Source organism: Chitinophaga niabensis (assembly GCF_039545795.1).
GTDB classification, from domain to species: Bacteria; Bacteroidota; Bacteroidia; order Chitinophagales; family Chitinophagaceae; genus Chitinophaga; species Chitinophaga niabensis_B.
The window spans coordinates 6,281,604-6,295,195 of sequence record NZ_CP154260.1 but is presented as its reverse complement, the minus strand read 5'-3'; the positions used below and the strand labels follow the sequence as shown (position 1 = coordinate 6,295,195).

At 46.5% G+C, this 13,592-nt stretch carries 10 protein-coding genes; 6 read left to right on the top strand and 4 right to left on the bottom strand.

All coding sequences use genetic code 11. From position 1 onward, the window contains the following. The first annotated feature begins 46 nt into the window (after positions 1–46). A complete protein-coding gene (mutL, locus tag AAHN97_RS25300) occupies positions 47–1,909 on the top strand; it encodes a DNA mismatch repair endonuclease MutL (RefSeq protein WP_343304873.1) in 1,863 nt (620 codons plus the stop codon). Here mutL and AAHN97_RS25295 read toward each other — a convergent pair. Further along, positions 1,880–3,379: a gluconokinase gene (locus AAHN97_RS25295; RefSeq protein WP_343304872.1), complete on the bottom strand. Its 1,500-nt coding sequence runs from the start codon at positions 3,377–3,379 to the stop codon at positions 1,880–1,882. The two genes, mutL and AAHN97_RS25295, sit on opposite strands and share 30 nt — an antisense overlap. A gap of 102 nt (positions 3,380–3,481) precedes the next feature. On the opposite strand from AAHN97_RS25295, the gene AAHN97_RS25290 reads away from it, so the two are divergent. Then, on the top strand, positions 3,482–5,215 hold the full coding sequence (locus AAHN97_RS25290) for a GMC family oxidoreductase (protein ID WP_343304871.1): 1,734 nt from the start codon (positions 3,482–3,484) through the stop codon (positions 5,213–5,215). A 5-nt stretch (positions 5,216–5,220) separates the two neighbouring features. Further along, complete coding sequence (locus AAHN97_RS25285; protein ID WP_343304870.1) at positions 5,221–5,907, top strand: gluconate 2-dehydrogenase subunit 3 family protein; 687 nt, start codon at positions 5,221–5,223, stop codon at positions 5,905–5,907. A gap of 89 nt (positions 5,908–5,996) precedes the next feature. Here AAHN97_RS25285 and AAHN97_RS25280 read toward each other — a convergent pair whose 3' ends face one another. After that, positions 5,997–7,634: a peptide MFS transporter gene (locus tag AAHN97_RS25280; protein WP_343304869.1), complete on the bottom strand. Its 1,638-nt coding sequence runs from the start codon at positions 7,632–7,634 to the stop codon at positions 5,997–5,999. Between the two features lie 220 nt (positions 7,635–7,854). Here AAHN97_RS25280 and AAHN97_RS25275 point away from each other — a divergent pair, with 220 nt between their 5' ends. After that, complete coding sequence (locus tag AAHN97_RS25275) at positions 7,855–9,303, top strand: Gfo/Idh/MocA family protein (protein ID WP_343304868.1); 1,449 nt, start codon at positions 7,855–7,857, stop codon at positions 9,301–9,303. 148 nt (positions 9,304–9,451) lie between these two features. After that, positions 9,452–9,979: a hypothetical protein gene (locus AAHN97_RS25270; protein WP_343304867.1), complete on the top strand. Its 528-nt coding sequence runs from the start codon at positions 9,452–9,454 to the stop codon at positions 9,977–9,979. A 285-nt stretch (positions 9,980–10,264) separates the two neighbouring features. Here the strand turns inward: AAHN97_RS25270 and AAHN97_RS25265 are convergent, their stop codons facing one another. Together AAHN97_RS25265 and AAHN97_RS25260 are read right to left on the bottom strand one after the other, a co-directional pair. Continuing rightward, positions 10,265–10,714, bottom strand: coding sequence for a hypothetical protein (locus tag AAHN97_RS25265; RefSeq protein WP_343304866.1), 450 nt, complete (start codon positions 10,712–10,714; stop codon positions 10,265–10,267). 12 nt (positions 10,715–10,726) lie between these two features. Beyond that, positions 10,727–11,191, bottom strand: a complete 465-nt coding sequence (locus AAHN97_RS25260) for an META domain-containing protein (RefSeq protein WP_343304865.1) — start codon at positions 11,189–11,191, stop codon at positions 10,727–10,729. A gap of 193 nt (positions 11,192–11,384) precedes the next feature. Here AAHN97_RS25260 and AAHN97_RS25255 point away from each other — a divergent pair, with 193 nt between their 5' ends. Continuing rightward, positions 11,385–13,526, top strand: coding sequence for a S46 family peptidase (locus tag AAHN97_RS25255; RefSeq protein ID WP_343304864.1), 2,142 nt, complete (start codon positions 11,385–11,387; stop codon positions 13,524–13,526). Positions 13,527–13,592: the final 66 nt, after the last annotated feature.

Here is a 13,592-nt window from a genome sequence, read left to right as displayed (position 1 = left end):
TGCAACCCGAATGTATTTAACAATATTTTTTTTTAATCCTACCTTTATGCCAAAAGGCAGGCAAGTGGCGGATATCATCAATTTGTTACCGGATAATATAGCAAACCAGATAGCAGCAGGAGAAGTGATTCAGCGGCCGGCTTCGGCAGTGAAGGAACTGCTGGAAAACGCTGTGGACGCGGGCGCAACAGAAATTCAACTCTTCATAAAAGACGCCGGCAAAGAGCTGGTGCAAGTCATAGACAACGGCAGCGGTATGAGTGATACTGATGCCCGTATGTGTTTTGAACGGCATGCTACTTCCAAGATCCAAACCATCGATGATCTTTTTCATATCCGTACTATGGGGTTCCGGGGTGAGGCCCTGGCATCAATTGCAGCCGTAGCCCAGGTGGAGCTTAAATCGCGCAAACATAACGAGGAACTTGGCACTTTCATTGAAATAGATAACAGTGTGGTGAAAAAGCAGGAACCCTGTCAAACTGCACCTGGCACAAGTATCGCCATGAAAAACCTCTTTTTCAATGTGCCTGCCAGAAGAAATTTCCTCAAGAGCAATGCCGCTGAAATGCGTCATATCGTGGATGAATTTATTCGTGTAGCGCTCGCTTTTCCTCATTTGCAGTTCTCTCTTAACTCAAATGGGCAGGAAATGTTCCATCTTGAAAAAGGCTCTCTGAAGCAACGTATCGTAAATATCCTGGGGCAGAACTATAATTCCAAATTAGTTACCGTAAAAGAGAGTACGGACTACATGAACGTGTCAGGATTTGTAGGTAAGCCGGATACGGCTAAAAAAACAAGGGGCGATCAGTTCTTTTTTGTTAATAACCGGTTTATAAAGAGCGGTTATCTGAACCATGCGGTAATGTCTGCCTTCTCAGAAATGATCCCTTCTGAGAATTTTCCGCTATATGTACTCTTCATTGATCTCGATCCCGCGCATGTGGATATTAACGTGCATCCTACCAAACAGGAGATCAAGTTCGATGATGAAAAGATCCTCTATGCTTTTGTGCAGGCGGCTGTTAAACACGCGCTGGCACAATTCAACGTAACACCGGCGCTGGATTTTGAACTGGACCCGGGCATTCAATCCCTGGATGCATTAACGCAGCCCTTCACTGATCAAAAGAAAGTGCAGTCTGCCAACACTTCCATTTACCGCTCTTTCACACAAGCCAACCAGGCGCATATGATTGATCACAGCGGTACCAGCAATAGTAATCTCCGTAACTGGAAAGACCTGTACGGGCCGGTGGAAAAACCATTGGAGATGGAAGCGCCTTCCTCTACAGCTTCCGTGATAGATGAACGGTGGCAGGAAGCGGCTACAGATCAGAAAGTACCTGTGCAGGTACATCAGCAATACATCTTATCGCAGATAAAATCTGGTTACATATTGATAGATCAGCGGGCTGCGCATGAACGCATCCTGTATGAACGTTACCAGCGGGCACTTTCTGAAAAACCAATTACCACACAACAAAGTCTTTTCCCCCAAACGCTGGAGTTATTACCAGCAGATGCTGTAGTGATCTCAGAAATGCTGCCGGAGTTACAGGCGCTGGGCTATGACCTGGAACCTTTCGGGATGCATACTTTTGTGGTTCGTGGTACGCCGGCGGATATTCAAACGGGAAATGAGCAGGCAAGTATTGAAGGTTTGCTGGAACAGTTCAAACATTTCAGTCATGAGCTGAAGCTCAATCGCCGCGAACACCTGGTCCGTTCCATGGCGCGCAACAATGCCATTCCGGTTGGAAAACCGCTGGGAACAAGGGAAATGCAGAACATCATCGATGAATTATTTGCCTGTGCCACTCCGAATGCTTCTCCCGGAGGCAGGTTCACTTTTATCTCCTTCAAGCTAAACGACTTAGAGCGGATGTTTGACAGGGGTGCCTAAAATTTCCATCGCTTCTTTTAACTGCTGATACAGCAGGGAGTATGCTTTATAATTTCGCTGGTAAACAGCCTGGTGTTCCGCACCTGGTTCAAAAACCCTTGCGGCGGCTGCGGGATCAAACTGCCATGCATCTATCTTTTCCAAAGCATGCCATCCCAGCAAAGCTGCTCCCAATGCAGAGGCATCTTCATCCTGGTGCAGGATCATGGGTTTCTGGAAAATGTCTGCCAGCAATTGGATCCATAAGGGAGATGCCGTGAATCCCCCACTTACCGTTATTTCCCGGATAGGGCTTACCACACTTTCCAGTGCTTCGCCCACACTATATAATCCAAAACAAATGCCTTCTATCAATGCGCGTTGAAAATGCGCAGAACCATGTTGCTGCTGTATGCCAACAAAAGCTCCGCGGGCACGGCTATCCCATACAGGTGCACGTTCTCCCAGCAGATAAGGTAAACACAATAAGCCATCTGAGCCGGGAGGCGCTGTGAATGCTACTTTCAGAAAATCGTTGTAATCAGACCAGGGGAGGAATGTTTTGGAGAACCACTGCAAAGCCCCGCCCCCATTATTTGTGGCACCGCCACATACATAATGGTCCGGTGTGAGCACATAGGAAAACAATCTTCCTTTTTCATCTGCTGCCGGTTTGGCGGTCATCATCCTGATGGCGCTGCTGGTACCAATTGTGAGTGCAGCATGGCCAGGTTGCACTGCTCCGCTGCCTAATTGTGCAAGGCATCCGTCACTGCTGCCAGCCATGATAAGGGTATCTGGTGAAACCCCCAAAGCTCCTGCCATGGCCTGGTCCATTCCAATCAGCAAACGGGTGGTCTCTACCGGAATAGGTAAACGTTCGTCTGTAATGCCGGCTACCTGCAATGCTTCAGGATGCCAGTCCAGTGTGCGGATATCGAATAATCCTGTTGCCGAAGCAATGGAATAATCTGTGATGAATTCATGAAAACAGCGATGCAGGAATAATTCCTTGATGCCCATGAAACAGGCTGCCTTTTGAAAAACTTCCGGCAGGTTCTCCCTGATCCATTGGATCTTGCATAAAGGAGACATGGGATGAATGGGCGTACCAGTTGCTGCGTAGATCCTTTTGCCAGCCTCCGTATTTTTCAGTGCGGCGGCATATTTTTCGCTGCGGTTGTCTGCCCAGGTCATCAGGGGAGTCAAAGGTTGCCCGTTTTCGTCTACAGCCATGAAACTGTGCATGGCACAACTCAGGGAAATGGCTGCCGGGGAGGAACCCATTTGCGCCACGGTATGTTGAATGGTACTGATAATAGCTGCCAATACGGCTTGCGGGTCCTGTTCACTGAAACCGGGTTGCGGAAGCATTGTTGGATAAGCCTGCCTGTGTGCAGCAGAGATCTGGCCGTTGGGATGTACGGCAACTGCTTTGGCGCTTCCTGTGCCAATGTCTACTCCCAGGATATAAGGTATGTTAGTCGTCATAGAATAGAAGCCGAAAGTAAAAAACACTTTTCATTTCCGCATTTAATTTATAGATTTAAAGCCTTACAGGTCAAATCTTTCATAAAACAATCCACGTTCCTAATGGCATTTGAGATAAAAAAACAGGCCAGGGTGTATGACGTTTGCATCGTTGGCTCCGGAGCCGGTGGCGGTATGGCAGCAAAAGTGCTATCTGAAGCTGGCTTAAAGGTAGCGCTTCTGGAAGCGGGACCCAAATATGATCCGGCAGATCCGAAACAGCAAACCCAGCTAAAGTGGCCTTATGAATCTCCCCGCCGTGGTGCTAACACCACGCGGCCTTTCGGAGATTTTGACGCAGCTTATGGCGGATGGGAAATTAACGGAGAACCTTACACGCAAAAGAACGGCACCAAATTCGACTGGTTCCGCTCCCGCATGCTGGGTGGCCGAACCAATCACTGGGGGCGCATCTCCCTTCGTTTTGGGCCCAATGATTTTAAACATGCAAGTATTGATGGGCATGGAGATGACTGGCCAATTGGTTATGATGATGTGAAACCTTTTTACGACCGCGTGGATAAACTGATCGGTGTATTTGGTTCCAAAGAAGGTATCCATAATGAACCGGACGGATTTTTCCTTCCTCCTCCAAAACCCCGTTTGCATGAGCTGATGGTGAAAAAGGCGGGAGATAAACTGAAGATCCCTGTGATCCATTCACGCATGTCTATGCTAACAAGGCCTGTGAATAAAGAACGCGGCAGCTGTTTCTTTTGCGGTCAGTGTGGCCGTGGTTGCAGTGTGTACGCTGACTTCTCCTCTTCTACCTGTCTTGTTAAACCGGCATTGAAGATCGGAACCATGGAACTCTTTACCGATGCCATGGTGCGTGAAGTATTAACCGATGCTTCCGGCAAGGCAACCGGTGTTTCTTATGTTGACAGGAATACTTTGGAAGAACATCAGATCTCTGCGCGTGTGGTAGTATTAGCCGCCAGCGCCTGTGAATCTGCGCGTTTGCTGCTCAATTCAAAATCTCCCATGCATCCCAACGGGCTGGCTAATTCCAGTGGTGTGGTGGGTAAATATCTGCATGATTCTACCGGCGCATCCAGGTCAGCTTTTGTTCCTGCATTGATGAACCGCAAGCGGTATAATGAAGATGGCGTAGGTGGCATGCACATGTATGTTCCCTGGTGGCTGGATAATAAAAAACTTGATTTTGCGAGAGGGTATCATATTGAAATGGGTGGCGGCATGAGCATGCCGGGTTATGGATTTGGTTTCGGGGTTGAAAGCGTACATGTAAAAGAGGCAGGCAGGGCACTAAGAAATGCCGGCGGATATGGCGCTGCACTGAAAGATGACTATCGCCGTTATTATGGCGCCAGCATTGGATTTGCAGGAAGAGGGGAAGCTATTCCGCGGATAGATAATTATTGCGAGATAGACCCGAACGTAGTGGATAAATTCGGTATCCCTGTATTACGTTTCAATTATACCTGGAGTGAACATGAGATCAAACAGGCCAAACACATGCAGGATACATTCGAGCAGCTCTTCCATGAAATCGGCGCTATTCCGAATGGAACAAAAGCCGGGCCTGAAACTATGTACGGACTGGAAAACCCTGGCCGTATCATTCACGAAGTAGGTACTACGCGTATGGGGAATGATCCGAAAACCTCTGTGCTGAACAAGTTCAACCAGGCGCATGATGTGAAGAACCTGTTTGTGGTAGATGGTGGCGCCTTTGTTTCGCAGGCGGATAAAAATCCTACCTGGACGATCCTTGCATTGTCTATGCGCGCATCAGAATACATTGTTGATGAATTGAAAAAACAAAATCTCTAATTATCATGGATAGAAGAGAATCGCTGAAAGCCTTGATGATAGGCACTTTGTCCTCCGGCGTGATCCTGAGTGCCTGTGATCCTAAACCGAAGGAAGAAGCTAAAGTGGGTGCGGGTGTATTAAAGGATTATGGCCGGCAACCGGAAGAAGTGTTGCGGGATAATGCACTGCTGGCTGAAAAGTTCTTTACGGATGCAGAGATGAAAACAATCGCTGTATTGGTGGATATCATCATCCCAAAAGATGAACATTCCGGCAGTGCTACGGATGCTAAAGTGCCGGATTTCATTGAGTTCATTGTAAAAGATCAGCCAAAATTCCAAACGCCCATACGCGGAGGTTTACGCTGGCTGGATATGCATTCCATGAAAAAGCATAATAAATCATTCACGGAGCTTGCTGCTGCAGAGCAACTGGGCGTGGTGGATGAGATTGCATTCCCTGAGAGGGCCACGCCTCTTGTAAGCCAGGGCGTTGCGTTTTTTAGTACGATACGGAATCTGACAGCAACTGGTTTCTTCACCAGCAAAATGGGATTGGAAGATCTCGGCTACAAAGGCAATCAGCCCAATGAATGGGATGGTGTACCTGCAGATGTATTGCAGCAGTATGGCTTAGCGTATGATGAAAAGATGCTGGCCGTTTGTTTGAAGAAAGAAGACAGGGGGAAGATAATGACCTGGGAAAGCTAACATCATTAAAAAAAACAAATCCCCATCCTGGGGCTTGGTGCTTTATGCAAAGAGGGTGTTTCGCTGCCGGCAAAACACCCTCTTTTCATTTATGTATTTGCTTTGAAAACCCTGTTCAACCAGCGTAACATCACAAATATGATCCCCGCCGAAAAGATCAGCAGTACAAAGTTCACGAGGAAGTAATTCGCTTTATTCTCATAGAGATCCCATGTGGCAGCTAATACGCCAGACAGTTTATTCCCCATGGAAGTAGCCAGGAACCAACCTCCCATCATCAGGGAAGTGAGCCTCGGCGGACTGAGTTTCGAAACCAGTGAAAGCCCCATCGGACTTAATAATAATTCCCCTGCAGTGATCACACCATAACATCCGAAGAGCCACCAGAAAGACGCTTTCTCCTGTCCGTTGCCACAGGCCATCACAGCCGCTACCATCATAAAAGTGGACAAGGATGAAATAACAAGGCCCCAGGCGATCTTAGTAGGTGTGGACGGTTCTTTCTTCCGTTTTCTCAGGAAAGCAAAAAAGGCAACTACCAGTGGCGTGAGCACAATCACGAAGAAAGGGTTCACAGATTGGAATTGTTCCGTGTTGATAAGATTGATACTTTCTCCTTCCGGCGGCATTTTTTCCGGCGCTACATTTTTCAGGTATACCGGTTTGCCAAATTCTTTTACGGGTTTGCCATCCGCATTTTTGATCACACGGAATTCATTGTCGTAGGATACTACGGAATCCTGTTTATTGGTCACCGTTTCAGAGAGCATGAGTGTTTTTGCAGGAGCAACCAGGGCAGCCGGCATTTCTCTGTCAGTATAATATTGTGCCCAGGTGGTGAGTGCCGTACCATTTTGTTTGAACACTGCCCAGAATAAAATGGATACAGCGAAAATAGCCAGCAGGGCTTTTACCGGCTGTTTATCTGTGGCACCGGCTTTGCGCAGCAGGTTGGCAAAGAAATATACAATAGGCAGACAGGCGAAAATGAATGCGTCAGTAGAATCCGTACCAAAAATATTTCCGGGAATGAACCATCCGATGGCCCCAACCACCAATACAGGAATGAATACCTGCGCAAAAATATTGTTCAGGCTCATATCTCCCGGTTGTTCTGGTTTGCGCACATCTGCATGCCGGTAATGTTTAAGTCCGATCGCAAAAATGATCACACCAATGAACATCCCTATACCTGCAGCAATGAATGCAGCACCCCATCCTATGGTGTTCCTCAGGTAGGCAGCAATGAATGTACAGGTAAAAGCCCCAAGGTTGATACCCATATAAAAGATATTGTACCCGGTATCTTTCAGTTCTTTGTAGCGTTCATCATTATATACATTACCCAAGAGGGTTGAAATATTGGGTTTGAAAAAACCGTTACCTATACATATGAGGGCCAGGGAGGCATAAAAAACGGTGAGGTTGTGTACAGCAAGACCGCAATAGCCGATCCCCATGAGGATACCGCCCCAGATAATGGATTGGATATATCCTATTTTCCGGTCTGCCAGCAGGCCGCCCACAAAGGGGGTGAGGTAAACAAAGGCGATAAAAGTACCGAAGATATCTACCGCTGTTTTGCGGTCCATAGCCCATCCGCCGGTTTCAGCATCAGTGAGGTACATTTGTAAAATGGCCAGGAGCAGGTAAAAGCCGAACCTTTCCCACATTTCGGAAAAGAATAAGAACGGCAGCGCTGCCGGATGCTTGCGGGTAGAACTCATTTTAGCAGGTTGTTTTGATGGCGCTAAAAATAACAACAAATACCCATAGCGGCCAAATTTAATGATGGCTTAACCGGGCTATTTATTAACTTGTATGCCTTGCGGGAAGGGCTTCTTCCTCAAACCCTGTATAAAAACGATTTAGCAAAGGAACCGCCCATAGATTTTATTGGAAATACTAAAGTTTTTTCTATTATATTGAACGAAAATTTATCAAATCATGGTTACGGAAAAGAATAACAAAGGAAACCAGATTTCACGTAGATCATTTCTAACGGGCACCGCAACAGCTGCCGCAGGATTTATGATCGTTCCACGTCACGTATTAGGAGGTAAAGGGTACACAGCGCCAAGCGATAAGTTGAGGGTAGCAGGCATTGGAGTTGGCGGTAAAGGAGAAAGCGATATTGCTGAGTTCGCAAAAGGACCGGCAGATATTACCGTTCTGTGTGACGTGCACGACAGTCGTGCCGCAAATTCTGTAAAGCGTTTCCCGAAAGCGAAGTTTTACAGGGACTACCGCGAAATGCTGGACAAAGAACACAAGAACATTGATGCCGTTTCTGTATCCACCCCGGATCACAGTCACGCTATCCAGGCAATGGCCGCTATGCAGCTGGGTAAACACGTATACGTGCAAAAACCCCTGACGCATGATATTTACGAAGCGCGCATGCTCACAGAAGCTGCGAAGAAATATAAAGTAGTTACCCAAATGGGCAACCAGGGTGCTTCCGGTGATGGTGTTCGCCAATTGATGGAATGGTATAATGCCGGCCTCATTGGTGATGTGAAGGAAGTATACTGCTGGACCAACCGTCCTGTTTGGCCACAAGGTATTCCCTGGCCTTCAACACCAGCCCCGATCCCTTCAGACCTGGATTGGGATCTCTGGTTAGGTACTGCTCCTAAAAAGGATTATGTAAATAAACTGGTTCCTTTCAACTGGCGTGGCTGGTGGGATTATGGTACCGGTGCGCTCGGAGACATGGGTTGCCATATCGTGGAACCTCCTTTCCGTGTGCTGGACCTGGGTTATCCTGAGTCTGCAGAAGCCAGTGTGGGTAGCGTATATGTTGACGAGTTCAAACAAGGTTACTTCCCGGACAGTTGCCCTCCTTCTTCTCATTGCATCCTGAACTTTAAAGGCAAGAAAGGTAAACCAGATGTGAAACTGCATTGGATGGACGGTGGTATTCAACCTGCACGTCCTGAAGAACTGGGACCAAATGAAAGAATGGGCGATGGTGGTAACGGTGCCATCTTTATTGGTACAAAAGGTAAGATGATGTGCGGTACTTATGGTATCTCTCCCACCCTTTTGCCAACTTCCCGTAGCAAAGAGGTGAATGTAAAACAAACTATTGCACGTGTTCCGGAAGGGCACTATGTACAATGGGTGAATGCAGCCATCGCTGGTTATGGTAAGAAAGAAGTCAGCTCTCCATTTGAGATTGCCGGTCCGTTAACAGAGACTTTGCTGATGGGTAACCTGGCTATCCGTAGCTATGATGTTCGTAAGCCTAAAGCAAATGGTAATGGTTTTGATTATCCAGGCCGTTATATTAAACTGCTGTGGGATGGTCCGAACATGAAGATCACCAACTTCGATGATGCTAACCAGTTTGTGAAGAGAACTTATCGTGATGGCTGGAAGCTGGGTTCCTGATAATTGAATTATTAAATTTTGAAAGGGCGTCCTGTATGGACGCCCTTTTTTTATTCGTCTTCCTTAGTACCCTCCTATATCCCATATTCGCTTGACATAGGCTAAAGATACGCTTTGATATGTGTCAGATATTATCTATCTTAGTACCATGGCAATCTCGGAACATAACGTCATTACCCGCGGGGCAACCGGAACTTTCGGTGGCCAGGTAGTTTTCCGTCAACGGAACGGAAAAACCATTATGTGCAAACCACCGAAACCATACCCGCCTAAAACGCCCACCCAGATCGCGAACCAGGAACGCTTCAAAAGAGCGAACGATTTCGCCAAACAGGTCATTAAAGACCCCGCTAAGAAGGCCTTCTACAAGTCCATCGCCAAACCCGGCCAGACTGCTTTCAACGCAGCCTTCCAGGATGCATACCATAAACCGGAAGTGGAAGTAAGTGTAGAGGAAAAGACCATCGCCATCAAAGCCAGGGGTAAACACCGCGTAGAAAAAGTAAAAGTTGCCATTCAGGACCCCTCCGGCACAGAAAAGAGAACCGGCTTCGCCCTATTAAAGAATGATCTCTGGGAATATAACCTCGGGGATATACAGGAAGGTGAAAGTATCTGGCTATGGGTACATGATATAGCAGGTAATATCGTCCGGAAAAAATACAGATATAGCTAAATAATATCGTATGGGCCTTATTTCATTCCATCATTTTGTCGATATCGACAAAATGATCGGAAGTCACATCTCTGGCGAATTAAAATGAATTGATCAAGGCTGGCCCCTTCTTTTACTCATCATTTTATTGATGTAAATAAGATGATTGGAAACCAGCGCTGTTGGGGATCTAAATAAAAAGATGAAATCATTCTTGATCATTTTTCCGATGTCGGCAAAATGATCGGATTCCTTTATACCAGCCCATCTAAACAAAAAAGGTGTTCGTTTGAACACCTTCCTTTTCTATCTGAACAACTCTTTAAAATCACGCTTAAATTCCTCCCACTCACTATCTGCTTTCTTCAGCGATTTATCCATTCCTTTCTTCGTTTCCTCCCAGGCTTCCACGGTACTATTCTTCACATCCTCCATGGTCTTATTCAGATCATCTCTTGCCTCTTCCAATCTTTTGCGCGCACGTTCGCTTTTCTTGCTGCCGTCTTTCTTTAACTCTTCAATCTTCGCATCCAGTTCATCTCTTTTTTCTTTCAACTTCGCCTGTGCTATTTCTTTCTGTTCTTTGAGGTAAGCACCTACGGTATCTGCTTTCATTTCTACACCTTCTTTCACCTGCTCCACTCCCTCTTTCATTTTATCAGCAGCAGAATCTGTGGTGGTCTGCGTATTACTGGTATTGCTCTGGCAGGCCATGAACGTTGCCGCGGCTGCCATTATTAAAAAATACTTTTGCATATGCTTTATGTTTTATTGTTGGATAGCTGTGAATGTTGCCAGAATAGAATCTCCCCGCTGTAAACGCAGGAGGTCTTTATCGATCGTATACTTACTGGTGGCAGCCATTGCTTTCCCCAACGCATTCTCCACATCCAGGGAAGGACAAGCCATTTGTGTAGAGACCACATCGGAGATCTGAAGATCCCCCTTGTCCGTAGCAAGGTATTTGCCACCAAAGCCATTACAGCCCAAAAATCCCTGGATCTGGGAAGAAGTATCCACAAAGGAAATATAGATGTCCTTTTCGCTGGGCGGGATCGCGATAGGGTTCGCCGGAAATTCCTTCAGCTTCCAGCGGGTGCCTTCCAGTTTCCAGGAAGGGGAAGCGGTGGTTACCACGGCAGAAGTGTCTCCTCCTGTGTTTTTGCTGGTGCCCTGACAGGCATAAATAAACATCGATAAAGCGGCTAAGCCGCCAAAAAGTACCTGTTTCATAGTTTGGTTTTATGGTGCATGAAAAAGTATGATCAATCTTCAAGCCATTTTAACATCCGGCCCCTGTAATTGTTCTGCAATTAACAACAAATTAAACTTATCTCTTATGTTCGCCGAAAGAGGTAAATCCATCAGCGGCAGCACTATTATCAAAAATTTCGCTAGGTTTGGGCCTCTTTACAAAATCTGAACTATGAAGAAAAATCTATTCCTGCTGCTCCTGTTACTTTCGGTGAAGCTGGCGAAAGCAGATGAAGGTATGTGGTTACCATATCTCCTGGGTCAGCAAGTCTATGCCGACATGGTGAAAAAAGGACTGAAGCTCACAAAAGAACAGTTGTACAGCATCAACAAATCCTCCATGAAAGACGCCATCATTATCTTCAACGGTGGATGTACCGGAGAAATAGTGAGCAGTGAAGGTCTGATCTTCACCAACCACCACTGTGGTTATGGCGCCATCGCCGCTGCCAGCAGTGTGGAGAAAAACTACCTGAAAGATGGTTTCTATGCCAGAAGCAAACAGGAAGAGATCCCTTCCAAAAACATGTTTGTGCAATTCCTGGTGCGCGTGGAAGATGTTACCACCAAAGTAGACAGTGCTTTGCAAGGCGCCGCAGCCAATGAGCGTAACGCCAAACTGCAGGCTGCTTATGGCAATATCATCAAAGCCGCCACAGATGGTACCGGTTATGAAGGACGTGTTGTTCCCATGTACGCCGGTAACCAATACATCCTCTTTATTTACGAACGTTATACGGATATCCGCCTGGTAGGTACCCCTCCTGAAAGCATTGGTAAATTCGGTGGCGATACGGACAACTGGGAATGGCCACGCCATACCGGAGACTTCTCTGTATTCCGCGTATATACCGGCAAAGATGGCAAACCTGCTGCCCATAACCCTGAGAACATCCCCATGAAAGCAAAGTCTTTTCTGCCGGTATCTATCAAAGGGGTGAAAGAAAATGATTACGCCATGATCTTTGGTTATCCCGGAGGTACCACGCGTTATGAAACTTCTTTCGGCGTAAAACTGAAAACCGATATCGAAAATCCTTCTACAGTTAATCTGCGCGACATCCGTCTTAAATATATGTTTGAGGAAATGAAGAAAGACCCTGCTGTGAAACTGCAACTGGCTTCTTCTTACGCAGGTATCGCCAACTACTGGAAATTCTTTGACGGTGAAAGCAAACAACTGCTGAAGTACCATGTATATGAAGAAAAACAAAAACAGGAAGCTGCTTACCAACAATGGGCTAAGGGCAAACCCGAATTTGAAAACGTGTTTGCACAATATGAAAAGGCTTACAAAGCCTGGGAACCTTATGCTAAACACCGCATCTATCTGCGTGAAGCAACTTTAGGTTCTCCGCTTGCTGCCTTTGCTTCTTCCCTCGCTTCTATTGAAGACGCTATCCTGAAGAAAGGTAATGTAAATGCGGCTGTGGCTGCTGCTGATGCGGCACGCGCCAACTTCCTGAAAGATGAAAATAAAGTAAGTGATCAGAAGATCCTCGCGGCTACGGCTCAGATGTTCTATACGGATATCGCCAAAGACCAGCAGCCGATCGGTTTTTACGAAAGCCTCAAATCCTTCGGTGACCTGCAGGATGAAAAGACTTACAAAACATGGGCCGCCTCAGTGTTCGCCAATACCATGATCTTCAATGATGCCAAATGGAGCGCATTCGTTAAAAACCCTGATGCTGTAACCCTGCAGGACGATCCGGCATATGCTTATGCCTCTGCTTTCGTGAAAAACTACGTGGGTAAATATGCTCCGCTGTTTGCACAATTTGCTGCACAAACCACCGAGCTCAACCGCCTTTACCTGAAAGGGGAAATGCAAATGAACCCCAATAAATCCCGCTATCCGGATGCGAACTTCACCATGCGTCTCTCTTACGGGCAGGTGAAACCTTATGCTCCAAAGGATGCGGTGGCTTATGATTATGTGACCACCTCTGCCGGTGTGCTGGAAAAATACATCCCGGGCGATTATGAATTTGATCTGCCTCCGGGTTATGTAGACCTGGTGAAGAAAAAAGATTTCGGCCAGTATAAGGACCTCAAACGTAACGACCTGGTTGTCGGCTTTATCACTACAAATGATATCACAGGCGGTAACTCCGGTTCTCCTGTTATCAATGGAAACGGAGAGCTGATCGGACTTGCTTTTGATGGTAACTACGAAGCGCTGAGCCACAAGATCCAATTCGACAAGAATTATAACCGTACCATTTGTGTGGATGTGCGCTATGTATTATGGTGCATTGATAAACTGGGTGGTGCAAAGAATATCATTAATGAGTTGAAGATCGTTAAGTAATCTTTTCTTATGTCTTTTAAAGGCCTTCCGGAAACGGGAGGCCTTTTTTTCGTGGGTTATTATAAT